Source organism: Herbaspirillum hiltneri N3, assembly GCF_001267925.1.
Classification (GTDB): Bacteria; Pseudomonadota; Gammaproteobacteria; order Burkholderiales; family Burkholderiaceae_D; genus Herbaspirillum; species Herbaspirillum hiltneri.
The window spans coordinates 1,854,472-1,880,826 of record NZ_CP011409.1; the positions used below are offsets into that span (position 1 = coordinate 1,854,472).

Consider the following 26,355-nt stretch of genomic DNA (forward strand, 5'->3'; position numbering starts at 1 on the left):
AGGATCGATCATGCTTGCCAATATCTATGCCGCCTTTGGGCTGGTGTTCGACCCGTATGTTCTGGCGGTCATTTTCGGTTCATCCATGTTTGGATTGTTCATGGGCGCCATTCCCGGCCTGAGCGCCACCATGGCAGTGGCGCTGCTGGTTCCGGTGACTTTCTTCATGCCCCCGGTGCCTGCGGTGGCCGCGATGGTGTCGGCCACGGCGATGGCGATTTTTTCGGGAGACATCCCCGGCTGCCTGTTGCGCATTCCGGGTACGCCCTCATCGGCGGCCTATACCGATGAAGCCTACGCCATGACGAAAAAAGGACAGGGGGAAATCGCGCTCGGCGCCAGCCTGGTGTTTTCGGCGGTGGGCGGCCTGTTCGGTACGTTCGTGCTGATCCTGGCGGCGCCGGCGCTGGCGGAACTGGCGCTGAAGTTCTCCTCGTTCGAATACTTCTGGCTGGTTCTGATGGGCCTGACCTGCGCGATCTTCATCGCCTCCGACAATCCGCTCAAGGGTTTCGTCTCGCTGTTCATCGGCATGTTCATCGCATCCGTCGGCATGGGCAATCCGGCCGGCGTGCCGCGCTTCACGTTCGACAATCCCGACCTGCTGAGCGGCGTGTCGCTGGTGCCGCTGATGGTGGGCATGTTCGCGATGTCCGAAGTGCTGCGCTATGCCGTTTCCAAAGACCGGGCGATGACCATTCCGGACGGCAAGGTCGGTAACGTCTTCAAGGGCATGTGGGCATTGACCGTGAAATATCCGAAGTCGATCCTGCGCGGCAGTGTGCTCGGCACGCTGGTCGGGATCCTGCCGGGAGCGGGCGCCGACATCGCGGCCTGGATGTCGTACGCGATGAGCAAGAAAATGTCCAAGGAGCCGGAAAAATTCGGCACCGGCCATCCCGAAGGCATCGTCGAGTCGGGTGCCGCCAACAACTCTGCGCTGGCCGGTGCGTGGATTCCGGCGCTGGTATTCGGCATTCCGGGTGACTCGATCACCGCCATCGTCATCGGCGTGCTGTACATGAAAAATCTGAGCCCCGGTCCGATGATCTTCGTCGAAAATCCGGTCTCGATGTACGCGATCTTCATCGTCTTCATCCTCGCCAATTTGCTGATGCTGCCGCTGGGCTACTGGTGCATCAAGGTCTCCAAGCGCATACTCGGGGTTCCGCGCAATCTGCTGATGCCGCTGATCCTGCTGTTCTGCATCGTTGGTTCGTATGCCACCAACAACAGCGTGTCCGACGTCGGCATCATGCTGGTGTTCGGCCTGTTGGCCTACCTGATGGAAGAGAACGGATTTCCGGTCGCGCCGGCGGTGCTCGGCGTGGTGCTGGGCGGGATGCTGGAAGAACATTTCGTCACCTCGATGATCAAGGCCGATGGCGAGTTCCTGGCCTTCTTCAGCCGGCCGATCGCCGGCACCCTGGGCGTGGTGACGATATTGCTATGGCTGTTGCCGCTGGTCATGCGCGGTTTGCGCAAGAAACCGGCGATCGCCTGAGATTTTCATAACGAAAGGATGGTTTGCAACATGGCTGCACCCGAACGTTTTTCCGCCGTCGAACTCAAGCAGTTCTCCACACAACTGTTGCAAAAGGCCGGTCTGCCGCTGGAGCCTGCGGCTTCGGTGGCGAGTACGCTGGTTGATGGCGACCTGCTCGGTCACGATACGCACGGCCTGGCATTGCTGGCGCCATATGTGAAGGAAATCGAGAAGGGCGCAATGACCACCTCGGGCGAACCCGAGGTGGTCTCGGACCGTCCCGCCGCGCTGGTGTGGGACGGTCGTCGCCTGCCCGGACCGTGGCTGGTGCACAAGGGCATCGACGCCCTGATTCCGCGTGCGCGCGAACTCGGCACGGCGTCGCTGGCGATTCATCACAGCCATCACATCGCCTGCCTCGCGGCATACCTGTTGCGGGCGACGGAAGAAGGTTTCCTGATGGTGCTGTCGAGTTCCGATCCGGCGGTGCACAGCGTGGCGCCGTTCGGCGGCACGCGTGCGGTGTTCACGCCGAATCCGATCGCCGCCGGCATCCCGACGTCCGGCACGCCGTTCCTGGTCGATATTTCGGCGTCGATCACCACCAACGGCATGAGCAATCGCCTGCACAAAGCCGGCCTGCAATTTGAAGAAGAATGGCTGCTCGATGCGCAAGGCAATGCCAGCCGCGATCCGGCCGTGTTCGCCGCCGATCCGCCGGGCACGATTTTGCCGCTGGGCGGTTTGTCGGCCGGCCACAAGGGGTTCGGCCTCGCGGTGCTGATCGAGGCGCTGACCGGCGGCCTGTCCGGCTTCGGCCGCGCCGATCCGCCTGCCGGTTGGGGCGCCACCGTGTTCATGAGTCTGTACGACCCGGCGGCGTTCGGCGGCGAGGCGGCGTTCAAGCGCCAGATGGATTACATCGCGGAAGCTTGCCGCAGCAATCCGCCGCGTCCCGGCGTGGAAAAGGTGCGCATGCCGGGCGACCGTGGCATGGCGCGCCGCGCGCAGCAGCTGGAGCAGGGCGTGGCATTGCATCCGACGATTGCGCCGGCCTTGCGCGAGGCTGCGCAGCAATATGGTCTGAGTTTCCCGGCAGTGCTGGACTGATTGCGCATCATCGTCCGCCGCCGTACTGGCGGCGGACGGCAAGCAGATCATTCGCTTGCGGTGAGATACAATCCGGCGCCAAGATTAAGAATTTTTCATCGGACCTCTTTTATGCCTATTGAAGCGATCGAACCGCAACGACTGTATCGCCAGATCAGCGACCAGCTGCGCAAGCTGATTCTCGACGGCGAATTTCCGGTCGGTTCGCGCTTGCCGTCGGAGCGCGACCTGTCGGTGCAACTGGGCGTGAGCCGTCCGTCGCTGCGAGAAGCCCTGATCGCGCTGGAAGTCGAAGGCTACATCGAAGTCCACATGGGGTCCGGCATCTACGTCTGCCCGCCGTCGCCGGTGCCGGAAGGCGAGATCGATCTGTCCACGCAAGAAGGGCCGCTGGAGCTCATTCGCGCGCGCGCCATGCTGGAAGGCGAAGTCGCCTATGCCGCCGCCAAGAACGGCAAGAAGGCGCAGATCGACGCGATCGAAGAAGCGTTCCAACAAATGATAGAAAACACCAGCGCCGGCTCCAATCCATTGGAGGCCGATCGCCTGTTCCACATTCGTGTGGCCGAAGCGACCGGCAACAGCGTGCTGGTCGGACTGGTGACGCAATTGTTCGACGCTCGCCTGGGGCCGCTGTTCGATCGCTTGCATAGCCATTTCGACACGATCGAGGTGTGGAACGACGCGATCGACGAGCATTCGCGCGTGATGAAAGCACTGCGCGCCCGCGATCCGGAAATGGCGCGGCAAGCGATGCGGCGTCACATGGATATTGCGTTCAAGCGCTACAGCGCCAGCCTGGTGGGGCAGGGTGTACAGGGTGGGAATGCCGCAGAGATCAAGAAAAAGAAAGCCGGGCCGGTAAAGGAAATCAAGGCAGCCAAGCCCGCAGTGAAGAAAGCTCCGGTCAAGGCCGCCACGGTCAAACGCGTAGCCAAACCGGTTGCCGTAAAGAAGACGCCCGCGCCGAAAGTCGCCGTCAAGCGTGCGCCGGTTGCAGTCCTGTCCCCGGCCAAACGCCGCAGCGCTCGCGCCTGAACGCTATCCCAGCTTGCCGGCGTTGCGGTCCCAGTTGCGGCCGTCGAAGTCGACAAAACTCAGCCTGTCGTCGGACAGGTTGAAGTCGTCCAGGCAGCGTACATTGATGGTGTAGAGTTCCGGCGCGGCGCGTGGACGCGTGAAGACGTGCACGCCGCGGTGCGGACAGAAGTGGTGTTTCGCCGCCATGGTGCCGAACTGGTAAGTCGCCAATACCCCGGCGCCAGAAATCAAGCGGAAATTCTCAGGCTGCACGCGATGGTGCAAAAATCCCTTCTTGGTACAGATCGAGCAATTGCAGACGGTGATGCGTTCTATCGTCACATCGGCTTCGAAGCGGACCTGGCCGCAATGGCAACTGCCCTTGTGATGATCCATGTGCCTCGTCTCCGCCGCTGTTGGCTGCGCCACGGTCAATTGAAATAGGCTCTGGCCATTTCAAAGCGCGGCGCGAAATAAGGATTGTCCATCCGCGAAATATGCACCTTGCCGTTGCCCGACGGCGCATGCACGAAACGTCCGTCGCCGATGTAGATGCCGACATGCGAGAACGGCCGGTTGAGGGTATTGAAAAACACCAGGTCGCCCGGACGCAGATTGGTTTTGTCGATCTGGCGTCCCTGGCGCGCCATGTCGGCGGCGCTGCCGGACAGCCTGAGGCCGGCAGCGCGGTTGAAGATGTACGACACCATGCCGCTGCAATCGAAACCGGCTTCCGGATTCTTGCCGCCGAAACGGTAGCCGGTGCCGATCATATCCAGCGCAAAAATCGCGACCTCGCTGCCGTGCTCGGTGGCGGCGTCCGAGCGGACGTCGGTCGGCGCCGGTGTCGATGTTTCAGGAGCACGCATCGGCGCGCTGCCGCAGGCCGTCAGCAAGACGGCGATGCAGCAGGCGGCGAGCGCATGCAATTGCTTCGGTGGGAACAGGCTACGCATGGCTGCCGGCCCCGGATCAGTGACCCAGTTTCACCAGTACGCTTTCCAGCATGGTCAGCATCTGGTCGATCTCGTCCTTGGTCACGTTCAACGACGGCATGAAGCGGATCAGGTTCGGACGCGGCGAATTGAGCAGCAGGCCGACCGGGTTCAGGTCGCGCGCGGCTTCAACGATTTGCGGACCGATGTCCTTGCCCAGTTTCAGCGCGCGCAGCAAGCCTTCGCCGCGCTCGCCTTCAAAGCCGTGCTTGTCCGACAGCTTGATCAGTTCTGCGCTGAGATACGCGCCGGTGGCCTTGACCGTCGGCAGGAAATCCGGCTTCAGCAATTCCTTCAGTACGGCAGCGCCGACGGCGGTCATCAGCGGATTGCCGTTGTAGGTGCCGCCTTGTTCGCCGGCTTCGAAGCAGGCGATTTCTTCTCGGGCGAGCAGGGCCGCCAGCGGCACGCCGCCGCCGATGCCCTTGCCCAGCGTCATGATGTCCGGTTCAATGTCCGACAATTGATAGCCGAACAATTCGCCGGTGCGGCCGACGCCGGTCTGCACTTCATCGACGATGAGCAGCAGGTTGGCGTTCTTGGTCAGGCGGCGCAGGCCTTGCATGAATTCGCGGGTGGCGGGAATCACGCCGCCTTCGCCTTGCACCGGCTCCAGCATGACGGCGACGGTCTTCTTGCTGATCAGGCGCTCGACGCTGGCGAGGTCGTTCAGTTCCGCCTTCTGGAAGCCCGGCACTTGCGGCGCGAACATGGTGTCCCAGCCCGGCTTGCCGCTGGCCGACATGGTTGCGATGGTGCGGCCGTGGAAGCTGTGATTGAAGGTGATGATTTCAAAACGGTCTTCACCGGCGCTGTTCTTGTTGAGCTTGCCCCATTTGCGCGCCAGCTTGAAAGCGCCTTCATTGGCTTCGGCGCCGCTGTTGGTGAAGAACACGCGATCGAAGACGGAGTTCTCGGTCAGCAGGTTGGCCAGCTCGATCGACGGCGCATTGTAGAAAGCCGGCGACGGATTGATCAGTTTCTTGCCCTGTGCGACCAGTGCATCGGAGATGCATTGCGGCGCGTGACCCAGCGCGTTGACGGCCCAGCCTTGCAGATAGTCGAGGTATCGCTTGCCGGTGTGATCGGTCATCCACATGCCGCTGCCTTCGGTAAAAACGATTTCAGGGCGGTTAGTGACATACATCAGCTTGTTGATGGCGAACTCGTTGAATTCCATTGAATGACTCCTGCTAAGGATGTGTAAAAAATGTGAAAGGCGGCGGTAACCGAACTGTAATAAAAACGCGGACACGAAAAAAACGATAAAAAAAAGCCACAGGGATTGCCTGTGGCTTCGTGACCAGAATCAACTCACGCGCACGGCAAACCTCGTTGAGGTTGGCTGCGGCGTCGCAAGGAAATGATGGTAGCGTTCATGCGGTCAATATTAGGACGTTTTGCGCGATGCGTCAAAACTAATTTGGTGCAAATTGCCGCTGATTTTCAGAACGCTCACCTCTTTGCAACAGGCAGCCGCATGCGGCGGCGGCATCAACCTGCACCGATTTACTGCACCGTCGCCAGATCCGCCGCCGAGGTGAACGAGTCGGCGTAAAACTCATCTTCCGGCAAGCCGCACTTCGCGACGAAATCGCGCTGCGCCGATTCCACCACGATCGGCGCGCCGCAGGCATACACCTGATAGCCCGACAGATCCGGCTGGTCGTCGATGACGGCCTGGTGGACGAAGCCGGTGCGGCCGCTCCAGTGGTCTTCCGGCTGGGCGTTCGAGATCACCGGCACATATTTGAAATTCGGCAGGCTCTGCGCCCAGGTCTTGCACAGTTCGTCCATATACAAGTCCTGCGGCCGGCGGCCGCCCCAATACAGCGTGACCGGGCGCGCCGACTGGGCGTGCTCGAGCTGCTCGACGATCGCCTTGATCGGCGCGAAGCCGGTGCCCGAGGCCAGCAGCACGATGGGCTTGTCGGAGTCTTCACGCAGGAAGAAGGTTCCCAGCGGGCCTTCGAAGCGCAGGATGTCGCGCTCCTTGAGCGTGGAGAAAACCTGGTCGGTGAACAGGCCGCCCGGCATGTGGCGGATGTGCAGCGTCAGGTGCTCGTCCTTGTGCGGTGCATTGGCCATGCTGTAGCTGCGGCGCTTGCCGTCGCGCAGCATGAACTCGACGTACTGGCCGGCCTTGTATTGCAGGCGATCGTTGGCCGGCAATTGCAGCGACAGGATGATGACGTCGTCGGCGACCTTGTCCAGTTTGGCGACGCGCACCGGCATTTTCTTGACCGGGAAATCGCCGATGCCGGCCACTTCGCGCGCTTCGATGATCACGTCCGAGTTCGGCCGGGCGCAGCAGAACAGCGAAAAACCCAGGCTCTCGTCCTGCGCCGACAGGGCGCGCTCCTGATGCGGACCGTGGGTCACGCTGCCTTCGACCAGCTTGCCCTTGCAGGAGCTGCACGCGCCGTTCTTGCAGCCGTAAGGCAGGCCGACGCCGGCACGGATTGCGGCGGTGAGGATGGTTTCGCCTTCGTCACAGGTAAACTGATGGCCGCTGGGCTGAACGGTAACTTGAAAACTCATACAATCCTGACAATGAATAATGGTAAAAAAATCGGCAAACCGCGTCTGTTGATGCTCGGCTGCGGCGACGTCGGCATGCGCATGCTGCCGCTGGTGCGCGCGCGTTTTCGCGTGATCGTGGTGACCAGCAAGCCCGAGCGTTGCGCTGAATTGCGCGCCGCCGGGGCGATTCCGCTGGTCGCCGACCTTGACCGGCCAGCTACCCTGGCCCGGCTGGCGCGCCTGGCGCAAGTGATCGTGCATCTTGCTCCGCCGCAATCTTCTGGTGAAACGGACCGCCGCACCCGCAATTTGGCCGCCATTTTACCCGACCGCGCCAATCTGGTTTACATCAGCACCACCGGCGTCTACGGCGATTGCGGCGGCGCCAGTTTCGACGAGACGCGACCGGTCCGGCCGGCCAATCCGCGCGCGCGTCGCCGCGTCGACGCCGAGCAGGTATTGCGGGCCTGGGCGCGCCGCTCCGGCAGCCGCCTGGCGATCCTGCGCGTGCCGGGCATTTACGCGCGGGACCGCCTGCCGCTGGAGCGTTTGCAGAAGGGCACCCCGGCCTTGAGCGCCGCGGACGACGTCTACACCAACCATATCCACGCCGACGACCTCGCGGCGATTGCAGTGCGCGCCCTCGATCGGGCGCGGCCGCTGCGGGTGTATCACGCAGTCGACGATTCGGACATGAAGATGGGTGACTACTTCGACGCCGTGGCGCGCTGCTTCGGCTTGCCGCCGCCGCCGCGCCTGCCGCGCACGGAGCTGCAGCAGCAGGTCACGCCGATGATGCTGTCCTTCATGTCGGAGTCGCGCCGGCTGCGCAATGACCGGCTGCGCAACGAGCTCGGTGTGCGCCTGCGTTATCCGCACGTGGGAGCGTTGCTGGAAACATTGCCATAAAAGAAATGTTTCCGCGAAATGGCTATGCTTATTTGTTTTTCGTATAAGCATACGTCTTTTAAATTGTTGTCCGGCAAGCACGATGCCGGTACAGTCGCACCCTATCGTCTGAAAGTCCGTGCAAAGTTGTCTTTGATGCAACCAGGGCGGCCTACGGTCACGCACTCACGCACTCACGCAGTTACTCCGCATCGCATTCATGAAGCTATCTTTCAAAAACATACAAAAGAGTTTTTCCGGCCTGCACGTCATCGACGATTTCAGCCGCGACATCGGGCAGGGCGAACTGGTCGCGCTGGTCGGTCCGTCCGGTTGCGGCAAGTCGACGCTGCTGCATATTGCCGCCGGACTGGAAACACCGACCTCCGGCTCCATCCTGGCCGACGGCCAGCCGGTTACCGGCCCGCATCCGGAACGCACGCTGATGTTCCAGGAAAACGCGCTGTATCCGTGGCTGACACTGGAGCAGAACGTCGCGCTGGCGCTGGAATTCCAGAAGGTCGACAAGAAGTCCGCCGCCGCCCAGGCGCGCGCATGGCTGGCCAAGGTCAACTTGTCGGGCTTCGAAACTTATTATCCGCACCAGGTTTCGGGCGGCATGCGCCAGCGTGCCGCACTGGCGCGCGCCTTCATCTCGCAGCCGAAGGCACTGCTGCTGGATGAACCGTTCGGCGCGCTCGACGCCCTGACGCGCATGACCTTGCAAGATGCACTGCGCACCCTGATCCGTTCGGAAGTGCAGGGCAAGGCGCCGACCGTATTGCTGGTCACGCACGATGTCGACGAAGCGCTGTTCCTGGCCGACCGCATCCTGGTTTTCAGCGCCCGTCCGGCCACCGTGCTCAAGGAATTCAATCTGGTGCATCACGAAAAGACACATGATCTGTCGGAGTTCTCGGCGATCCGTCGCGAAATTCTCTGTCTGCTCGGCATCCATGCCGAACAGGACGAGTTTGCCAAAACAATAGAAGGGGTTGGGATATGAAATCGACATTCAAACGTTTGCTGGTTCCGGCATTGGCCGCGCTGGTGTTTTCCGCACCGGCCATGGCGCTCGAAAAATTCAAGATCGGCTATCTGCGCGTGATGGACGATGCGCAGGCGATGGCTGCCTATGAAGCCGGCCTGTACAAGAAGTACGGCCTCGACGTCGAACTGATCGAATTCAAATCCGGCACCGACCTGATCAAGGCCATCGTCGGCGGCCAGCTCGACAGCGGCGTGTTCGGTTTCACCAATGCAGTGGCCTGGGCGTCCAAGGGCGCCGATCTCAAAGTGGTCAGCGGTGCACAACTCGGCTACCACGCGATCGTGGCGCGTGAAGATGCCCACATCAACAAGGTTGCCGACCTCAAAGGCAAGACCCTGGCTTCGCAAGCCGAAGGCAGCACCGCCGACGTGGTGCTCAAGGGCGTGGTGTTCCGCGATGCCGGCCTCAAGGCCGACGACGTCAACGTGCTCGGCGTGAGCCCGCAAGTGGCGGTGCAGTCGCTGGTCGGCAAGCGCGTCGACGCGGCGTTCCTGTTCGAACCGCAGGCGCGCATCGCGCAGCTCATCGCGCCGGTCAAGCAAGTCTATGAAATCGGCGAAGTCTGGCCTTTCCCCTGCATGGTCGTGATCACTTCCGGCGAAACCCTGAAGAACCGCCGCGCCGCCGTGTGGAGGTCGCTCGATGCGCAACGCGATGCAATCGAACTGCTCAAGAAGAAGCCTGCCGAAGCGGCCAAGCTGATCGCCGGCTACTTCATCGCCGAGCCGACGCTGAAGACCCTGAAGCATGGTGAAATGCTGCGCGAAGACGTAATCCGCGACGCCATCAAGAGCCAGACCTTCAACGCCAAGCTGAACGACAAGGAGCAGAACCGCATGCAGGAAATCGCCGATATCCTGCAAGCCCAGGGTTCGCTGAAGACCAAGGACGGCAAGCCGTTTGAAGTGCGCAGCATAGTAGACCTCTCCTGGCAAAAAGACAGAAAATTGTAATCCGGCGTAAAGCTACTGCGCCTTCCGATTTTGCGTCTGCGATGCTCACCGTACAGTCGTACGGCTGCGCTTCTCGACGCAAACTCGAAACGCTCGCTACGCTTTTCACCGCATTACGATGCGTCTGTGGGACATCATTTTTTCGGCCGGCAATTTTGTCGGCCATTGCATTTCTACCCAGTTTTACTCAGTTCCAATTTATGAGCTCTCAGCGTCGCGTTACCGGTTATCGTAAAAAACTCGCCATGGTGTTGGCGATCCTCTTCATTTTGTTGATGTGGCAGATCGCCGCGTGGTCTCTGCCGGACTTCCTGATGCCGGGCGTGCCGACCGTGTTGGCGCGGCTCTGGAATGAAGTGCAGACGCCCGCTTTCCGGGTCGCGCTGTGGGGCAGCCTGACGCGCCTGGGCGGCGGTTACGGTGCGGCGCTGCTGTTCGGGATCGGCTTCGGCCTGATCGGCGCGGTGCTGTTCTTCTTCCGCGAAGTACTCAAGTCGGCCATCATCATCTTGCAGTCGATTCCTTCGATCGCGTGGGTGCCGCTGTTCCTGATCCTGATGGGTTTCGGCAATTTGCCGATTATCGTCGTCGTCGCGATTGCCGCGTTTTTCCCGGCGGCGCTGTCGGTGATGAACGCCACCGAAAGCGTGCAGCAAGTGCACGTCTCGGCTGCGCGCGTCATGGGTGCTTCGCGCCTTGGCATGCTGCGCCGCGTGTACCTGCCGGCCGTCATGCCTGAACTGATCACCGGCGCGCAACTGGCCTTCGGCAACGCCTGGCGCGCGCTGATTTCGGCCGAGATGCTGATCGGCTTCGGCAAGGGCCTGGGCCGCACGCTGGCATACTCCGGCGAGACCGCCGATATGGTCGGCGTGATGACCAACATCCTGACGATCGCCATCCTCGCTGCGCTGATCGACCAGGTGATTCTTGAAAACCTCAAGCACCGCCTGCTGCGTTACCAATACGTCTGATCCGTATGACTACGCCGTCCGCTTTCTTGCATCGCCTGTCCGTGCTCTTGGTGGCGGCAGGCGTATCCGGCGGTGCGCAGGCCGGTGTGCTGGATGACGCGAAGGCGCGCGGCGCCTTGCGCGTGGGGCAGGACTACGTGCCGCCGGCTTATACGGCGGGCGCCAAGTTCCGTACGCCTGAAGGCGTCGACATGATCCTCGCCGAAGATATCGCCAAACGCCTGAACCTCAAGCTGGACAACGTGCCCAATGCCGGCAACGCCGGCGACGGCAAGGCGGCGCAAGCCCTCAAAGGCGCGCGAGCCGACATCGCTCTGGTGACCGTGGACGAGAACGCTGTGCGCATTGGCGCTGCTGCCGACGGCAGCGTATTGATCCCGACCGGCTACAGCGCCGGCGCGATGGCCATCATGCGCACCGATACCGATATCAGGAAGTGGGAACAGCTCAAGGGCCGCACCGTGTGCTTGTCCGAAGGAGGTTCTTACGTCGGCCGGATGGCTGCGCGCTACGGCGCCGTTGAAAAGGTGATGCGCGCGCCGGCCGATTCGCTGCTGGCGGTGCGTACCGGCCAGTGCGACGCCGCCGTGCACGACGACACCATGCTCAAGGAATTGCTCCGGCTGCCGGAGTGGAAAAAATTCTCTGCGCAATTGCCGCCGCAAAGCCGTTCGATGCTGATGATCAGGATCCCTGCCGCCGACAATGCGGCGATCGCCTATGCCAGGCAGACCGTAGCGGAATGGTCGCGCGGCGACTTCTGGCCAGCGCTCAAAAAGAAGTGGACCAACGCTGTGGCCTTCGAGGTATACCTCGATCAGAACGTACCGGATTGCCATTGAACGAAAAGCCTGCGATCTGCAGGCTTTTTTCATTGTTCGCCACGATCTGGATCAACGCCCGGCGCTACCTTGGCCGAGCGGCGCCGCGCCGGAAAAACCGGACAAGGCGTCGTGATTTTCATCGCCCGCGTGTTCGGTGGTTTCCTTGTCCATGGCCTTCACCGCGAGCGCCGCGATCAGCGAGAACACCGTGATCAGCAAGGCCACCATCCACGGGCTGCCGCCGCTCCTGGCCAGCAACAGCGACGACAGAACCGGCGTGATGCCGCCACCGACCAGCGCGCCGATCTGGTGAGCGATGCCGACGCCGCTATAGCGTACGCGAGTACCGAACAGACCTGCGAACAACGCGCCTTGCGGGCCGTACATCATCGGATGGATGACGCCCAGCGCCATCGCCACCGCCAGGCCGACCAGCAGCGGCTGCACCGTATTGATCAGCGCGAAGTAGGGCCACACGCAGACGGCAGCGCACAGTGCTCCGATGATGTACATGCGGCGATGGCCGATGCGATCCGACAGCGCGGCGAAGAATGTATTTCCGAACATGGAGATGCATGCGCCGATCAGGATCGCATTGAGGATCATCGGCTTGCCGATCTTCAGCTGAGTGACCGCATAGGCAGTCGTGAATACCAATACATTTATCGGCCAGGCGATCTCGCCGGCGCGCGCGATCGAAGCCAGCAGGATCTGTTTCTTGTGATCGCGCACGAGCGTGCGCAGCGGCGTCTTGCTGACCGTGCCGGCTTGCTTTGCCGCTTCGAATTCATGTGACTCGGGCAAGCGTGTGCGCGCGATGACGCCGATCGCCACCAGCACCATGCTGAACAGGAAAGGCAGGCGCCAGCCCCAGCTCAGGAAATCGGCTTCCGGCAGCTTGGCCGTCAGCGACAGAGCCAGCGTCGACAGCACCAGTCCTGCCATGCCGCCGCTCGAACTCCAGCTGCCGAACAGGCCGCGTTTTTCTTTCGGCGCGTTCTCTACGGCAATCAGGATGGCGCCGCCCTGTTCGCCGCCGAGCGCGATACCCTGGATCAGGCGCAGCAGGCACAGCAGCGTCGGCGCCCAGATGCCGGCGCTGGCGTAAGTCGGCAGCAGGCCGATCAGCGTGGAGGCCACGCCCATGACAATCAGTGTTGCCAGCAGGATGGATTTGCGGCCGTAGCGATCGCCCAGATAGCCGCACAGGATGCTGCCCAGCGGACGGCCGACGTAGCCGGTGGCGTAGGTCGCGATTGCGGCCAGGGCGCCGGTAAGCGGATCAAGCGTCGGGAAGAACAGTTTGTTGAATACCAGTGCGGCGGCGGTGCCATACAGCAGGAAGTCATATTGCTCAAGTGCGGTGCCGATGAAGCTCGACAAGAACACGATCGCGCGGCGCGGTTTTTTCGGATTGGAACTGGACATGGACGGCTCCCGTTTGACTGATCTGGGCGGAATTCTGGATGGATTGGGTTTGTCTGGGGGCGACGGCGTACGGCTTCAGTTGCGTTGCCTGAGCACCCGGCGCGCGAACATGGCGAAGCTGGCCTTGACGATGCTGGGGGACAGCAGAAAGTCGTGCGACTCCTTGGCCAGCGCCGGGTCCAGTTCCTTGAGCGTGCCGTAGGCGGCCATTGCCTGTAGTTGGTTGCGCGCGGCGCGTTCGATCAGCACCGAGAGGTACAGGCTTTCTTCCACGCTGGACGTGGCGGCCAGGAAGCCGTGATTGACCAGCAGGATGGTGCGCTTGTCTCCCAGTGCGGCGGAGATGATTTCGCCTTCCTGGTCGGCAATCGGCAGGCCCGGCCATTCAGGGAGGAACGCACAGTCGTCGTGGAACGGGGTGGCGTCCATGTGCGCCACCACCAGCGGCCGGCCGGTCATGCTGAGCGTGGACACATATTGCGGATGCGTATGGATGATGCAGTTGACGTCGCTGCGGCGGGCATACACCCACAGATGGAAGCGGATCGCGGGATTGGGTATGCCTTTGCCTTCCAGCACCTCAAGTTTGTCGTTGATGCGGATCACCGCATCGGCGTCGAGTTCGTCGAAGCCTTGCGCCAGCGGCGTGGTCAGGAAAGTTCCGTCGGGCTGGCGCAGCGTGATCTGGCCGGCCAGAGTTTCGGAGTGCCCTTCGGCGGCGAGGATGTTGCAGGACAGGGCGATTTTTTCGCGCGGCGTCCAGTCGCCGTATTCCAGTGCGCCCGACATGCGGCGCAGCGCCTGGCTGGATACGTCTTCTTTGGCTGGGGTAATCATTGTCTTCTCCCTTGGATAAAGTGAGACAAGATTAGACGCGTCACCCCCTCAAGACTGGCACCTGCGCGCACGGCGGCATGTCTGCACGCGCCATTGAATGTCTTGCCGATCAGGTGCGCGCCGGTGCTGCATTGCGCAAAGCCGACGGCGGCACGCCATAGCGATGGCGGAAGCTGCGGCTGAAGTGACTGGCGTTGTTGAAGCCGACGCGGAAGCCGATATCCGACACGGACAGCTTGCTGCAGGCCTGGCTGCACAGGTCGGCGTAGGCGCGTTCCAGTCGTCGTTCCAGCAGGTAGTTGCTGTAACGATGGCCGTGGCTGGCGAACAGGCGATGCACCAGCCGCGGAGAAATACCGAGCGCCTGGGATAATTGCGTGACGCTCAGGTCCGGCTCGCACAACATGGCGTCCAGCGTGCTGATCAAGGTATCCCAGCGCGTCTCTTGTCGGGCGGACACGGACACGGGCACATCCGGCGCTGCATGCTGCGACTCGGCGTAGGCGGCCGACAATAGCGATACGAAAGCCTGCTCGGCGTGATAGATGGTGCTGGTCGAATGGCCGCCGGCCAGCGCCGGCAGCACTTCGCGCGCATAGTGCCAGAGCGTGCCGCGCAAGGGCGAATCGCGTCGCGCCAGCGTCGGCATGAAGCGCTCGAAGCGGCTGGTGTGTGCGCCGTTGAAGCGGCTGAAGGAGAATCGCAACAGCACGAAACGGCAATCCGTCGTGTTCTCCACCGTCGACGGCATGCGTGCCTTGCGGTAGAACACGTCGCCCGTATTGAAGTGCAGGTCGACGCCGTTCTGCGACACCCGGCCGCTGCCTTCGATCACGATGCTGGCCAGCACGTCGTTCGACTCCAGCGCAGCGACATGTTCCCATTCATGGCTCACGGTGCAACCGGCCGGCAAGGCGGCGATCACCATCACGCCGCCGCCGACCAGACGACAGGCCGACAAGGTGCCGGGCAAGGTTGAATCGGTTCGGATGTCGCCGGGAGAGACCAGATCGTCGAGCGCATATTTCAGGTGATGCATGGAGAAGGCATTGACCGGGTGCAGTGACGGCATGTACGGCAAGCCGGAAATCAGGGACGTAGTCATGGAGGGATCTCCTTGGTGCTGGGGCGGATGGCGGTCTCATCATACAAGCAATTACCGTGCTTGAAACAGGCGCAAACGGGCGAGTGTCGACGCCTTGATTGCCGGCACGCACAAGCAAGAATCCGACGTCGGAATGACGCGCACAGGCAAGCATGTTGTTGCGCGGCCCTCAGATTTTTCCTGATGTTGCTGCAATGAAAAGAGGCGTTTGCGTTGCGGGCAAAACAGTGCGCCGAGGATGTCCGGATGGTGAAATATCAATTTCCCGGGAGGAACAGCAGGGTGCTGTCGGGCTTTGAGGCGAGACGCCCGGCATTGCCTGTGCTTGCGCATATCCAACCGGCTATTGCAAGGGCTAGCGAATCCATCGCAATCCCTTGCAATCCGTTGCCAATCGGGCAATCCAGGTTTGTAACGAATTCCCCTGAACGGCTTGGCGCAAGGCGTCAAAGGTGTAAGATGAAGTCCTGCCTGCGCTTTCCACTACGCGGGGCAGCTTTGAAATCTGGTTTGAAAGGTGATCAATATGGACGTCGCAATTACTGCCAGTTCGCCTGGCGCCGTTCCCAGCTCCCCCAATACCGGTCCATCGGTGAACAACCTGGACGAAGCGCGTCGCGCGCAGGCTCGCAAGGATGCGGAAGATGCACAGCGCCGGATCGAGGAGCAGCGTGCGGAAGAAACCCGCCAGGCGCAAGCCCGCCAGGCCTCGCGCAATTCCAACGGCGAAGTCATCGGCACCACCGTCAGCACGACTGCCTGATTGTTTTCAGCTGAAATAAAGAACCCGCCGCGGCGGGTTTTTGTCGTTAACGCGCGCCACGTTGCGCGTTATGGCTTATAGCCATCGGTAAGCGTCTTGAGAAACGCAATCACATCCTTGATCTCCGCATCGCTGAGCGCCGGCTTGTCGCCGGGCTGGCGGTCGAACGGGGGTTCCACGTTCACATTCGGAAAATGCGCCGGCAGCAGGTCGTCGAACTTGCGGATGCTGCCGTCACGATTGCGCGGATACCATTTCTCCGGATTGGTATCGCGCTGGACGTAGAACTCCATGACCTCTTGCAGCGTGTGGAACGCACCGTTGTGGAAGAAGCTGCCGCGCAGCGCAACGTTGCGCAGCGTCGGCGTCTTGAACAGGCCGCAGTATTCCGGCTTGTCCTTGAAGTCGGTCCGCTCCGGCCCGCACAGGCCCAGGTCGTAGTAGCGCGGATCCTTGTTGGCGGAAATCTTCCTGTTGCGCGGCACGCCCACGGCGATCAGGCCGTAATCGGTGAACTGCGGGAACGCCCCGTTGGGCAAAATTTCGCTGATATGGCAGGACGCGCAATTGCCCTTGGCCGGCTCGTTGAACAGCTCCAGACCGCGCAATTCCTGTGCGTTCAGCGAAGTCTGCTTGCGCAGGTAGGCGTCGTATTTGCTGGTGTAGGGATAGAAGTCGGCCGGGCTTTCCTGGAACACTTCCAGCGCCATCAGCGCGGCATCGAAGGCGCGCGCACCGTCATCGAAAATCGTCTCGCCGAAGGTCGCACGGAATTGCGCGGCGTAAGGTGCGCGCTTCAGCTTGGCCACCACATCGGCGGGCGATTCGTTGGCCATTTCATGCGGCGACAACAAGGGGATACGGGCCTGGTCGTGCGCCGAATCGGCGCGGCCGTCCCAGGTGCGTCCGCCGGTCGGGCCGGCATCGATGCTGTCGTCGCCGTCGTCATCGTGGAAGTGTTCGCTGAACGGCGGCACGTTTTGCAGGTAACGCAGCGAAGGCACTGCGCGCGTGCCGGGTGTTTTCATGTCCTTGCCGCCAAGCTGCACCGACAGATTGTTGGGCGGACCGAATGCGTGATCGGGACTGTGGCAGCTTGCGCACGATTGCTGACCGGAACCTGACAGCGACGGATCGAAAAACATGGTGCGGCCAAGCGCGGTCATTTCTTCCACGCTGGGTCGGCGACCCGGCTGCGGCGCGTAGGCTGCGTTGGCGTAGGCCGGAGGTGCGGGCGCAGCAGCCGCCACGGCTGCCACGGCTGCCACTACCGGCGACTGACTGTCGGCATACAAGGAGGCGAGGGCGATGGCGGCCGCGACGGCAGTGACGATGTACAGGGATTTCATGCGCGCAGGTTAGCAGTGCAATATGACGAAAGTGTGAAGCACGCGGCGTGCCGGAACGGACTTGTCATTCTGTGGTTATATTTTTCGGCTAGCATCGTCTTCCTGTCGGTTGTATCCTGCCTCATCCTTCCCGTGCAGTTCCATAAAAAGAGAATATCCATGCGAGCCAAAATTAGCCAGTCTTTCAGCCAGCCAACGCGTCTTTCACTTTTGGTGGCAGCGGTCGTCGCAGGGCTTTCCGCCTGTGGCGGCAACGCCAATATTGCCGGCGATGACGCCGCCGTGCGCAGCATCGACACCGTGGTCGTGATCTACGCCGAGAACCGCGGCTTCGACACCTTGTACGGCCTGTTTCCCGGCGCCAATGGCGTGCCCGGCGTGAACCCGTCGTCGAAGGGCGCCTATCTGCCGCAAGTCGACGTTGACGGCGCCGTGCTGCCGGTATTGCCGCCGACCTGGGGTGGCGTGACCGCACCGGGACAAACCAAAGTCATGACGCAGGCGCAATCGGCCGGCATGCCGAACAAGCCGTTCCAGATCGACGGCAAGACCGGCATGAACGTCGGCAGCGACGTCGTCACCCGCGACCTGGTGCACCGCTACTACAACAACCAGATGCAGATCAACGGCGGCAGGAACGACAAGTTCGCCACTTATTCCGATGCCGGCGGTTTGTCGATGGGTTACTACGATGGCAGCAGCATGGCGATGTGGCAACTGGCGAAAGAATACACGCTGGCTGACAACTTCTTCATGGGCTCCTTCGGCGGCTCGTTCCAGAATCACCAATACCTGATCTGTGCTTGTACGCCGCAATATCCGAATGCCGACAAGTCGCCGGCCAAGGGCGGCATCTCGAAGATCGACGTCGATGCCAACGGCAACTTCGTGCGTCTGACACCGGCTGCAAGTTCGCCGAAGTCGACCCTGGACGGCGCGCAGAAATACGCCAACGACGGCACGCTGACGCCGCCTGACGATAAAGGCATGTACTACGCCGTCAACACCATGCAGCCGCCGTATCAGCCAAGCAATGTCGCCGCACCCGCAAGCGACGCCGCCAAGCTTTACGCAGATCCGAACAGCGCCTCCACGCTGCCGCCTCAAACGCAGAAGAATATCGGTGATCTGTTGAGCGGCAAGGGCGTCAGCTGGGCCTGGTATGCCGGCGCCTGGAACTCCACGCTGAAAGTGGCGCAGGGCGACCGCAAGTTTCCGTCGCCGAAGCCGAACTTCCAGTTCCATCATCAGCCGTTCAATTATTTCGCCAGCATGGACCCGGTGAAGAACGCCGCTTACCGTGCGGAGCATATCAAAGACTTCGACGCCAGTTTCCTGCAGGATGCTGCCGCGGGCAAGTTGCCGGCCGTGTCGTTCTACAAGCCGCAGGGCAACCTGAACCAGCACGCCGGTTATGCCGATGTCGCTTCAGGCGACGCGCATATTGCCGACGTGGTCAACAAGCTGCGCCAGAGCCCGCAATGGAAGCACATGCTGATCGTCGTGACGTATGACGAAAACGGCGGCTTCTGGGATCACGCTGCACCGCCGAAGGCCGACAAATGGGGACCTGGTACGCGCATCCCGGCGATCATCGTGTCGCCGTATGCGAAGAAAGGCTATATCGACAGCAGCCTGTACGACACCAGCTCCGTGCTGCGCTTCATCACGCGCCGCTGGTCGCTGCCGGTGCTCGACGGCATCGCGTTGCGTGACAAGGCGATACAGGCCAACGGTGGAACACCGATCGGCGATCTGAGCAACGCTCTGGTGTCGCCGGCGAACTAATGCGGCGCAAGCGTCCGTCAAACTGATTGATGGACCGACGATTGCCGCTGTCGATAACGGCGGCAATCGTTTCAATTCTCCCTTCCCATACGCTTAGGCGTCATGCACGATGAGTCTGGCCCTCGGGTCGGGCTCATTGCCGTTGCAATGCCTCGGCCTGTTCAGCAGCGGCAATAAGACAACTGGTCCTTGTGACCGGTTGCAAGTCAGATCCCCAATCCCGTTGTTATCGATCAGGACCGTGCCACCGCCCAGGAAGCGCGCTGCACTTTCGTTCCGCTGAACGCAATTTTCAGTGGTCCGCTTTCTTCATTGCGCTCGTCATTTGAATTCGTATTTTTACGATAATTCTGACTTTCTAATTTCGTCTATATCGTCCACAAGGTGAACTCGTATAGTCTTCCGTCTGATTGGTTTGCACTCTGAATAACCGGATATCGATTGCCGAGTCGCGTCTATGATCGACGCGAATTTTGTTGATGGCAAGCTGCTCCGGAACGAGGCTGAGTTGAATGAAGCGCTGAAAATGCGCACAAATGATGGCACTGCATCAGCAGCGCCTCTTCGTCGATATGCATGACCTGAGGAAGATTCATGGGATTGAGAGAAGACTCCGGCATCAAGGCCTGCCCCACCTGGCAGACGCAGCGTGAAGTGTTCACGACGTTGGGAACGCCATCCAATGACCGTGTCGTTACAGCCCGGCATCGAGGCGATTTCACCGACCAGTTTGCAGAAAATACGCTGGAGGCATTTCACGCTTCCTATCGGGCATGCAGGCCTGCGATTGAGACGGATGTTCGGTATACAAGCGACGATCAACTCGTCATCTTCCACGACACGCATATCGGGAAGATGCTTGAACCTGGCTACGATCCGAGAAGCGGCCTCGGCCCCAACGCAACCCTCGACTCGCTCACGCTCGCTCAGGTGCAGGCGAAAAAAGTACTCAACGTGTTTACCCGGCAGCCTATGCCGCGGGAGAACCCGCAATGGCCTGGTGTTCATACCGTCGAGGAAATGCTGAAGGACTATTGCACCTTTCCAGGAGGGGCAAACGCGCTGGTTCACCTCGAGGTCAAAACGGTCGTCAAAGATGGCCAGCTCGACGTCGAAAAGAGCAAGAGGGCGGTCGTGGAAACCGCGAAGATCCTTCAAGCCATCCATGTTGAATTTCCCCAGTACGAAATATTCAAGCGAGTCATCTTGAAATTTCAGATGTCGTTGTTCCCGGCCCCGCTCTACTATCACGCAGCTATGCAGAGTGATGGAATTGTGGAAATAGTGATGGCTGAGCCGGTGATCGCACCTGCCGGTCAACGACAGATCGATAGCAGTTCGGAAACCATCTGGGATCCGCCAGACGGGACGTATGCATCACGGACAGCAAAAGCTGTCGCTTGGTGGTCCTTGCAGGAAGCTTTGTTCGTACCTTGCGTCGAAGTTGTCATCAAGGACTCCACCGACTTCATCAATAAGCGCACTGCAGCGCCCTACCTCGGACAACGCTCTTACGTCGAGCCCTACGCACATGAAGAATGCGGCGCCTTGGGGCGGTGCAATGCAACAGTAGGCACGATGGCCGAAATGGTCACGATCGTGAAAACCCATCAGAAAGCCCTCGGCGTTTTCGTTCCCATCCCCGACTACCTGATGTGGCGTGAGGACCGCTACGTCGATTTTGGCGTCCCCAATATCGCTGCCGGGAAGAATCCCTCCATTGCGGCCGAGAAGGCGTACTACAACAATAATTCGCAGTGTTGCTATGACCTTGACGACCGGATCGATCCGTCCGAGAACTCAGACGACCGCATGATCATCGGCTGGCAGCGCAGCATCGGTTGTAACGTCATCACCGCCGACGACACCGATTCCATTGATTACGGCTACTACAGCGCGGGGCAGCTCGAACTCGACGCCAGACCGGAGCCTGTCAAGCCACCCGATAAAATGAACTCGGTGCTTGCGTGGGAGCTTAGCTATAACCCTCGCCCCAACCCTGAGATCACACTCCAATCTCCCAATATTGACGGGGATATGCGTTGTTTGTGGTGGATTGCATCTGGGGATCAACTCTCATTCACCTATAACTGTGACAGCATCTTCGCCATGAAAGAGGGCGGAACTCGTCAGCTGCGCACCAGTGTGCGAAGGGCGGACGGCGTGATGCGAATACTCCGCGGCCAACAATGCCTGACCGCAACGGTGCTCGACCCCGGAGGGGACACCACTGGCGCCCATTGGGGGGTATGCGACGATAGTGTTGGGACGAACTGGTCGTGGGACAAAGATTCTCATCTCATCAACGGTTACAACAATTCCCTTATCACATCCCCCTCTTTCATCGAGGAGTGGGGAGACAGTGGATATCGTAGTTGGGGACTCGCCTCAACACTCGGCTTTGAACCAGGCATCGCCAGCCGCACATGGACAATCACGCCGCGCCAAGTACCCGTTATTCCACCAGATCCACCAGATCCACCAGATCCACCAGATCCACCAGATCCACCAGATCCACCAGATCCACCAGATCCACCGCCAGAAGAGGGGGGATTTCTCCGGTGGTTATGGGGGCCATTGATATTTATAAACCGTCAAGTCTTTGGTCGTGACGGGAATGACAGAGGATTGAGCGGTTAGTTTGGCCAACTTCTGTAAAAAATGTCAGTTGAAGAGGACAAGTTACGCCCTATCGCAACTGTCTGGTGTTTTTATCTATTGAGTTTGTCGACGATGTAGTCGGTGTATGTCTGATACATGGAGGAGCTATGGCAGCAAGTGATGATGAATATCAAACGGACCATATTCGGAATGCGGTTATTGCCGGCATCGCCAGGAAGCGACTTGAGCGCGGTGTCAAACTGAACGTGGTGGAAGCGAAGGCGTTGATCAGGGAATTTGTGGTGGAAGGCGCCCGTGATGGGCGCAGTGTTGCGGATCTCATGGAGGCTGGGGCTCACGTGGTAAGTCGCGATCAACTTATGGACGGGATTGCTGAACTTCTCACAACGATTCGGGTTGTGGGGAGTTTTCCTAACGGACTGCATCCGGTGTTCGTCCACAACCCCATTCGATAGCGCGTCGTTGAGCGCATATTTCTCTCCCTTTGATATGAAATAAGGAGTACGTGATGATTCCTGGTGAAGTTATTACTCGCCTTGGCGATATCGAGTTGAACGCAGATCGACCGATAGTCACCATTCAGGTGACGAACACCGGTGATCGACCGGTCCAGGTGGGAAGTCACTGCCACTTCTTTGAAGCTAATCCCGGATTGGCTTTCGACAGGGGGCAGGCTATGGGGAGACGTTTGGATATTGCATCTGGCCTGTCAGTGCGGTTTGACCCCGGTCTGACATACGAGGTGAAGCTCGTCGCGTTTGCAAGCAACAGGGCCTAGATTTTTTGTGAGTTGTCATGAATGGAGATGATGATGAGTTCGATTAGCCGCGCCAGATATGCAGGCCTGTATGGGCCGACAACGGGGGACAAGATTCGGTTGGCAGATACCGAGTTGTTGGTGGAGATCGAGCGGGATTACACGATCTATGGAGAAGAGTCGTCGTATGGGCTGGGCAAGTCGATTCGCGCCGGCATGGCACAGTCGTCATACAGTGCGGCAAACGGTGCTGCCGAGGCGGTGATCACGAACGTGGTGATTGTCGACCACTGGGGTGTCCTGAAGGCCGATATCGGGATCATCGACGGTCGCATCAGCGCGATCGGGAAATCCGGGAATCCTGATCTTCAACCGGGTGTGAATATCATCATCGGTCCAGGCACGCAGGTGATCGATGGTTCGGGAAAAATCCTGACGGCCGGCACGATCGCCATGGATGTACCGATTTCCTCGGGCGATGTGTTGATGGCGATGGCCGCCGCCGGGACCACGACCGTCATTGGCGGCGGGTCGGGGCCGGTGACAGGATCGCGGGTGACGGGCGCTACCCCGGGGGCATGGACGGCGAACCGGTTGTTGGACTCACTGGATGCATGGCCGTTGAATTTTGTTCTCGTTGGACTGGGCAGCGCTTCGCAGCCTGGTGGATTGGAAGCGCAGGTATGGGCGGGGGCAGTCGGCGCGTTGAATGTGCATGACACGCGTGGCGCGACACCTGCGGCAATCGACAACTGTTTGTCTATCGCCGACAAGTACGACGTGCCGGTGATGATCACCTCGGATACCGCCAACGAGTTCGGATTCAACGAAGACACGATCGCCGCGTTCAAAGGCCGGACGGTGATCTTGCCTGACGTGGGAGGGGTGGAAGGCGGACATATTCCTGATGTGATCAGATGCGCGGGGCTGCCGAATGTGATCCCAGCCAGCAGCGTCGCCGCTCTTCCGTACACCGTCGACCTTATCGATGGACTCTATGGCTCAGTGATGGCAGCCAACAATCTCGACCCATCGATACCGGAAGACGTCGCGCTCGCAGAGTCCATCATTCATAAAGAGACGATTGCTGCCACAGATTTGCTGCACGATATGGGGGCAATCTCGATTGTTGCCGGCAGCAGCGTGTTTCCTGAGGCGAACGCAGAAATCGTGCGACGTACGTGGCAGATGGCGCACAAGATGAAGATCCAACGGGACCCCCTTCCTGGCGATGGGAGCAACGACAACCAACGAGTGAAAAGGTATGTCGCGAAATACACGATCAATCCGGCGATCGCGTGTGGGATCGCACATGTAACGGGGTCGGTGGAGCCGGGGAAGCTCGCTGACCTGGTGCTATGGGATCCGGCCTATTTCGGGACGCAGCCGGCGCTGGTGTTGAAGGGCGGCGTCGCAACCAGTGATGGTAGCGGCGGCCTCCTCAGCACCGATCAAAGCATCGTCTTCATTTCCAAGAGCAGCCTGGAGATGAACGGCATCACCGTCAGTCTCCGTCATCGCATTGAGGCGGTCAGGGACACGCGCGGTAGCGTCGGTAAACACAGCATGATCCACAATACGTCGACGCCAGTCGTGGAGATTGATCCGGAGACATTTGAGGTGCGTGCAGACGGTGAGCTGCTGACCGCGGAGCCTGCTACCGTGTTGCCGCTGGGGCAGCGATATTTGCTGTGAGCACCAAGTAAAGGGAGTGGATGTGCATCCTTCAGTGGTATTTTTTCCTCTTGTCCTTGGTGGGATACTGGTGTTCGGCGGGCTGATGAAAGCGCGGGATCCGGCGGGCACGGCTGCGGTGTTTGCACAGCTCCCCATGCCGGCGATGTTTGGGAGCAGAGCGTTCGCCCGCGTGTTTCCGATGATCGAGATGATCATGGGGGGAGCGTTGGTCACGACCGGCGGGAAGTGGTTCCTTGCAGCCGCCGTCTCCGCCAGCGGGCTGTTGATCTGTACCCTGATTGTCGTCACCATTGCCGCACGGTCCGAACATCCGGTGCAGTGCAATTGTTTTGGCGCGGCGCATGCCGCGCCCATCACAGGCCGGACGATAGTCAGGAATGCGCTCTTTCTCTCCCTGGGGATTGTCCTGGTGTTTCTCGATCTGGCCGGATTCGCTGGTGTTCCCGCAATGTTCGGCGAGATGAGCGACAGCGATATGGTGTGGTGTTTTGTGATCGCTGCCGGTGCTATTGCATTCCTGATCTACCTTTTCCGGCAACACTCGGTCGAACGCTCCCCATCGGAGAGCCCAGACGACAACGGTAGCGATTTGCCAGCGCATGTCGAACCGGATGAGACATTCGATCAGATCCGGGACCGGATCGAGGGTACGTCAGTGCCACCGATCGAGATCATGGATCGGAGCGCGAACATCGTGTTGTTGCATCAATTGTGTGAGCGGCGCGACGTATTGGTGTTCTTTATCCGTTCCGACTGTCACGTGTGTTCCAAGGTCGTGACCGGAATTCCCCAGTGGGCGGAGGCACTCGCGGGGATCATTGACGTGATTGCGATCAGCGCATCTCCCCGGGCAGATATCGAACAAACTTATCCGGGTATTCGCAACCGCACTTTCTATGGCGGCTTGTCCGCGGCTGAGAAGCTGTCGATCCGTGTTACCCCCACGCTCGTTTTCCTCGGCCGTTCCGGCCGGGTGATCGCAGGCCCTATTCCAGGCTCTGATCAGATCACCGGGTTCGTCTCGACCTTGGTGCATTCTCTCGCTGAAAAGCGCATCATCGCCTGAACCCGTTCACGGTCTTGTAGTGAGATCATGAACAGGTTCTTAAAGCGAAATCACGTTCTGCGAACGTGGTTCATTCACTTCAAAGCGACGACCGGAGTGAACTGATACATGTCAATGAACGAGCAAAAATCAGGACAGTCGAAACTGATTTTTCCGGCCGCCTGTGTCATCTCGTTGATCCACTTCTTGTAATACGTTTCGAACGAGGCGTAGGTTTCTGCGGACATAGGCTTGATGCGGTATCCCATGGAGGTATGGAACACATAGGTATCGTGACTGGGTGTCCTGATGCCGCTGAGCCCCGATAACTTGTTGCGAAATGCCCGCAACATCTCCGTATCTGCAGATGAATACGGCAATAGAGGAATGATGAAGGCCGGTTGCGATCCTGGCTTGTGTTCCTTCGGAAGCGACAGCGGCCGATTGGGATCGATCTTCATGTAGACCTTGCCGGGAAAGGAAATCGGTTCGGACTTGAGAAGCGCAGCCAGTTTCTTCGTACAGTCTTCAACCGAGGCGTCCAACGGTACGCCTGATGGCCACAAGCCCGGCTTTCTATCCTGTTGGTTCGCCATGTCGAACAGCGTCATGTGATAGGAATCCGGCGGCAGGCAAGTGATGCTGTCGCCAAAATGGCGCTGCAGCTCAACCTGAACACGCAGCATGCTCAGGAAAAGCGGACTGCTTTTATCCGTATGGAAAACAACGGTATTGCCGCCAAACGGTCTGACGACACCATTCTCCTCAAATTTCTTCAGGGGTGCTTGCTGTCCCTCCGCCGCCAGCAGCGGTACATGGCCGCTTGCTCCCAATGCACCCATCGCTCCCATTCCGGCCAGTTTGATAAAGCTGCGCTTCTTCATTGCTGTTCTCCTTGTCTTCGATTTCATGTCGCGAATATGGAAATTGTCGTGTGACGCTGCACGCCTTTTTCGTCGTTCTTCAGCAGCGTGAAAAAGTGTAGGCGACGCGGAGAAAATTCGATGTGGCCATCATGAAATAGGCGCGCTATTTCCGCTTTATTCTGGCCGTGAGGGCGCGATATCGACTACATGCGTGGAAGTTTTTTGGATCATGAGGAATCAAAACTACAGGCGGCCCGGCATTGCATGCGGCCG

The 26,355-nt window shown here is 60.0% G+C and carries 23 protein-coding genes and 1 pseudogene; 15 read left to right on the forward strand and 9 right to left on the reverse strand.

Annotation, left to right across the window (positions count from 1 at the left end):
* Positions 1 to 10: 10 nt before the first annotated feature.
* From F506_RS08340 to F506_RS08350, 3 genes are all read left to right on the forward strand, one after another.
* Positions 11 to 1,504: a tripartite tricarboxylate transporter permease gene (locus F506_RS08340; protein WP_053196533.1), complete on the forward strand. Its 1,494-nt coding sequence runs from the start codon at positions 11 to 13 to the stop codon at positions 1,502 to 1,504.
* Positions 1,505 to 1,534: 30 nt separating this feature from the next.
* Entirely contained in the window at positions 1,535 to 2,596 is a 1,062-nt protein-coding gene (locus F506_RS08345) for an Ldh family oxidoreductase (RefSeq protein ID WP_200907720.1), read from the forward strand.
* A 111-nt stretch (positions 2,597 to 2,707) separates the two neighbouring features.
* Positions 2,708 to 3,634: a FadR/GntR family transcriptional regulator gene (locus F506_RS08350; RefSeq protein ID WP_053196537.1), complete on the forward strand. Its 927-nt coding sequence runs from the start codon at positions 2,708 to 2,710 to the stop codon at positions 3,632 to 3,634.
* Positions 3,635 to 3,637: 3 nt separating this feature from the next.
* Here F506_RS08350 and F506_RS08355 read toward each other — a convergent pair whose 3' ends face one another.
* The 4 genes from F506_RS08355 to F506_RS08370 all read right to left on the reverse strand — a co-directional run bounded on the left by F506_RS08355 (position 3,638) and on the right by F506_RS08370 (position 7,152).
* Positions 3,638 to 4,012, reverse strand: a complete 375-nt coding sequence (locus tag F506_RS08355) for a GFA family protein (RefSeq protein WP_053196538.1) — start codon at positions 4,010 to 4,012, stop codon at positions 3,638 to 3,640.
* A gap of 35 nt (positions 4,013 to 4,047) precedes the next feature.
* Positions 4,048 to 4,572, reverse strand: coding sequence for a C40 family peptidase (locus tag F506_RS08360; RefSeq protein WP_053196540.1), 525 nt, complete (start codon positions 4,570 to 4,572; stop codon positions 4,048 to 4,050).
* A 16-nt stretch (positions 4,573 to 4,588) separates the two neighbouring features.
* Positions 4,589 to 5,791 (reverse strand): acetylornithine transaminase, encoded by a 1,203-nt coding sequence (locus F506_RS08365; RefSeq protein WP_053196542.1) that lies wholly within the window; start codon positions 5,789 to 5,791, stop codon positions 4,589 to 4,591.
* 329 nt (positions 5,792 to 6,120) lie between these two features.
* On the reverse strand, positions 6,121 to 7,152 hold the full coding sequence (locus tag F506_RS08370; protein WP_053196544.1) for a CDP-6-deoxy-delta-3,4-glucoseen reductase: 1,032 nt from the start codon (positions 7,150 to 7,152) through the stop codon (positions 6,121 to 6,123).
* Positions 7,153 to 7,164: 12 nt separating this feature from the next.
* Between F506_RS08370 and F506_RS08375 the strand changes: the two genes are divergently transcribed.
* The 5 genes from F506_RS08375 (at position 7,165) to F506_RS08395 (ending at position 11,842) form a co-directional block, all read left to right on the forward strand.
* On the forward strand, positions 7,165 to 8,043 hold the full coding sequence (locus tag F506_RS08375; RefSeq protein ID WP_053196546.1) for an NAD-dependent epimerase/dehydratase family protein: 879 nt from the start codon (positions 7,165 to 7,167) through the stop codon (positions 8,041 to 8,043).
* A gap of 199 nt (positions 8,044 to 8,242) precedes the next feature.
* Entirely contained in the window at positions 8,243 to 9,028 is a 786-nt protein-coding gene (locus tag F506_RS08380) for an ABC transporter ATP-binding protein (protein WP_053196548.1), read from the forward strand.
* Positions 9,025 to 10,026 carry an ABC transporter substrate-binding protein gene (locus tag F506_RS08385; protein WP_053196550.1) on the forward strand — a complete coding sequence of 334 codons (1,002 nt, stop codon included), beginning with the start codon at positions 9,025 to 9,027 and terminating at the stop codon, positions 10,024 to 10,026. Before F506_RS08380 ends, F506_RS08385 begins: the two co-directional genes overlap by 4 nt.
* A 200-nt stretch (positions 10,027 to 10,226) precedes the next feature.
* Positions 10,227 to 11,000 (forward strand): ABC transporter permease, encoded by a 774-nt coding sequence (locus F506_RS08390; protein ID WP_053196552.1) that lies wholly within the window; start codon positions 10,227 to 10,229, stop codon positions 10,998 to 11,000.
* Between the two features lie 5 nt (positions 11,001 to 11,005).
* Entirely contained in the window at positions 11,006 to 11,842 is an 837-nt protein-coding gene (locus F506_RS08395) for a type 2 periplasmic-binding domain-containing protein (protein WP_083457683.1), read from the forward strand.
* A 51-nt stretch (positions 11,843 to 11,893) separates the two neighbouring features.
* On the opposite strand, the gene F506_RS08400 is transcribed toward F506_RS08395, so the two are convergent.
* The 3 genes from F506_RS08400 to F506_RS08410 all read right to left on the reverse strand — a co-directional run bounded on the left by F506_RS08400 (position 11,894) and on the right by F506_RS08410 (position 15,194).
* Entirely contained in the window at positions 11,894 to 13,252 is a 1,359-nt protein-coding gene (locus tag F506_RS08400; protein ID WP_083457686.1) for an MFS transporter, read from the reverse strand.
* A 75-nt stretch (positions 13,253 to 13,327) separates the two neighbouring features.
* Entirely contained in the window at positions 13,328 to 14,089 is a 762-nt protein-coding gene (locus tag F506_RS08405; protein ID WP_053196553.1) for an aldolase, read from the reverse strand.
* Positions 14,090 to 14,198: 109 nt separating this feature from the next.
* The gene (locus F506_RS08410) at positions 14,199 to 15,194 is read right to left on the reverse strand and encodes an AraC family transcriptional regulator (RefSeq protein WP_053196554.1); all 996 of its coding nucleotides are present in this window, start codon (positions 15,192 to 15,194) and stop codon (positions 14,199 to 14,201) included.
* A 526-nt stretch (positions 15,195 to 15,720) separates the two neighbouring features.
* Here F506_RS08410 and F506_RS08415 point away from each other — a divergent pair.
* On the forward strand, positions 15,721 to 15,957 hold the full coding sequence (locus tag F506_RS08415; protein WP_053196555.1) for a hypothetical protein: 237 nt from the start codon (positions 15,721 to 15,723) through the stop codon (positions 15,955 to 15,957).
* Positions 15,958 to 16,025: 68 nt separating this feature from the next.
* Here F506_RS08415 and F506_RS08420 read toward each other — a convergent pair whose 3' ends face one another.
* Positions 16,026 to 17,306, reverse strand: a complete 1,281-nt coding sequence (locus F506_RS08420) for a cytochrome-c peroxidase (RefSeq protein WP_053196557.1) — start codon at positions 17,304 to 17,306, stop codon at positions 16,026 to 16,028.
* A 141-nt stretch (positions 17,307 to 17,447) separates the two neighbouring features.
* Here F506_RS08420 and acpA point away from each other — a divergent pair.
* The 6 genes and pseudogenes from acpA to F506_RS08450 form a co-directional block, all read left to right on the forward strand.
* Positions 17,448 to 19,094 (forward strand): annotated as a pseudogene (acpA, locus tag F506_RS08425) (acid phosphatase); the annotation flags it as partial.
* A 594-nt stretch (positions 19,095 to 19,688) separates the two neighbouring features.
* Positions 19,689 to 21,734, forward strand: coding sequence for a glycerophosphodiester phosphodiesterase family protein (locus tag F506_RS08430; protein ID WP_053196561.1), 2,046 nt, complete (start codon positions 19,689 to 19,691; stop codon positions 21,732 to 21,734).
* A 128-nt stretch (positions 21,735 to 21,862) separates the two neighbouring features.
* Positions 21,863 to 22,171: an urease subunit gamma gene (gene ureA / locus F506_RS08435; protein ID WP_053196563.1), complete on the forward strand. Its 309-nt coding sequence runs from the start codon at positions 21,863 to 21,865 to the stop codon at positions 22,169 to 22,171.
* A gap of 53 nt (positions 22,172 to 22,224) precedes the next feature.
* Entirely contained in the window at positions 22,225 to 22,494 is a 270-nt protein-coding gene (gene ureB, locus F506_RS08440; RefSeq protein ID WP_053196565.1) for an urease subunit beta, read from the forward strand.
* Between the two features lie 30 nt (positions 22,495 to 22,524).
* The gene (locus F506_RS08445; RefSeq protein ID WP_200907737.1) at positions 22,525 to 24,168 is read left to right on the forward strand and encodes an urease subunit alpha; all 1,644 of its coding nucleotides are present in this window, start codon (positions 22,525 to 22,527) and stop codon (positions 24,166 to 24,168) included.
* A gap of 22 nt (positions 24,169 to 24,190) precedes the next feature.
* Positions 24,191 to 25,237, forward strand: coding sequence for a MauE/DoxX family redox-associated membrane protein (locus F506_RS08450; protein WP_144424018.1), 1,047 nt, complete (start codon positions 24,191 to 24,193; stop codon positions 25,235 to 25,237).
* A gap of 74 nt (positions 25,238 to 25,311) precedes the next feature.
* On the opposite strand, the gene F506_RS08455 is transcribed toward F506_RS08450, so the two are convergent.
* Positions 25,312 to 26,100 (reverse strand): DUF1868 domain-containing protein, encoded by a 789-nt coding sequence (locus tag F506_RS08455; RefSeq protein ID WP_053196569.1) that lies wholly within the window; start codon positions 26,098 to 26,100, stop codon positions 25,312 to 25,314.
* Positions 26,101 to 26,355: the final 255 nt, after the last annotated feature.

Coding starts and splice junctions, on each gene's coding strand:
- F506_RS08375 (WP_053196546.1), top strand. CDS start 7,165: ATGAATAATGGTAAAAAAATCGGCAAACCGCGTCTGTTGATGCTCGGC.
- ureB (WP_053196565.1), top strand. CDS start 22,225: ATGATTCCTGGTGAAGTTATTACTCGCCTTGGCGATATCGAGTTGAAC.
- F506_RS08385 (WP_053196550.1), top strand. CDS start 9,025: ATGAAATCGACATTCAAACGTTTGCTGGTTCCGGCATTGGCCGCGCTG.
- F506_RS08410 (WP_053196554.1), bottom strand. CDS start 15,194: ATGACTACGTCCCTGATTTCCGGCTTGCCGTACATGCCGTCACTGCAC.
- F506_RS08400 (WP_083457686.1), bottom strand. CDS start 13,252: ATGTCCAGTTCCAATCCGAAAAAACCGCGCCGCGCGATCGTGTTCTTG.
- F506_RS08405 (WP_053196553.1), bottom strand. CDS start 14,089: ATGATTACCCCAGCCAAAGAAGACGTATCCAGCCAGGCGCTGCGCCGC.
- F506_RS08455 (WP_053196569.1), bottom strand. CDS start 26,100: ATGAAGAAGCGCAGCTTTATCAAACTGGCCGGAATGGGAGCGATGGGT.
- F506_RS08365 (WP_053196542.1), bottom strand. CDS start 5,791: ATGGAATTCAACGAGTTCGCCATCAACAAGCTGATGTATGTCACTAAC.
- F506_RS08370 (WP_053196544.1), bottom strand. CDS start 7,152: ATGAGTTTTCAAGTTACCGTTCAGCCCAGCGGCCATCAGTTTACCTGT.
- F506_RS08420 (WP_053196557.1), bottom strand. CDS start 17,306: ATGAAATCCCTGTACATCGTCACTGCCGTCGCGGCCGCCATCGCCCTC.
- F506_RS08415 (WP_053196555.1), top strand. CDS start 15,721: ATGGACGTCGCAATTACTGCCAGTTCGCCTGGCGCCGTTCCCAGCTCC.
- F506_RS08430 (WP_053196561.1), top strand. CDS start 19,689: ATGGGATTGAGAGAAGACTCCGGCATCAAGGCCTGCCCCACCTGGCAG.
- F506_RS08340 (WP_053196533.1), top strand. CDS start 11: ATGCTTGCCAATATCTATGCCGCCTTTGGGCTGGTGTTCGACCCGTAT.
- F506_RS08380 (WP_053196548.1), top strand. CDS start 8,243: ATGAAGCTATCTTTCAAAAACATACAAAAGAGTTTTTCCGGCCTGCAC.
- F506_RS08350 (WP_053196537.1), top strand. CDS start 2,708: ATGCCTATTGAAGCGATCGAACCGCAACGACTGTATCGCCAGATCAGC.
- F506_RS08355 (WP_053196538.1), bottom strand. CDS start 4,012: ATGGATCATCACAAGGGCAGTTGCCATTGCGGCCAGGTCCGCTTCGAA.
- F506_RS08345 (WP_200907720.1), top strand. CDS start 1,535: ATGGCTGCACCCGAACGTTTTTCCGCCGTCGAACTCAAGCAGTTCTCC.
- F506_RS08395 (WP_083457683.1), top strand. CDS start 11,006: ATGACTACGCCGTCCGCTTTCTTGCATCGCCTGTCCGTGCTCTTGGTG.
- ureA (WP_053196563.1), top strand. CDS start 21,863: ATGGCAGCAAGTGATGATGAATATCAAACGGACCATATTCGGAATGCG.
- F506_RS08390 (WP_053196552.1), top strand. CDS start 10,227: ATGAGCTCTCAGCGTCGCGTTACCGGTTATCGTAAAAAACTCGCCATG.
- F506_RS08360 (WP_053196540.1), bottom strand. CDS start 4,572: ATGCGTAGCCTGTTCCCACCGAAGCAATTGCATGCGCTCGCCGCCTGC.
- F506_RS08445 (WP_200907737.1), top strand. CDS start 22,525: ATGATGAGTTCGATTAGCCGCGCCAGATATGCAGGCCTGTATGGGCCG.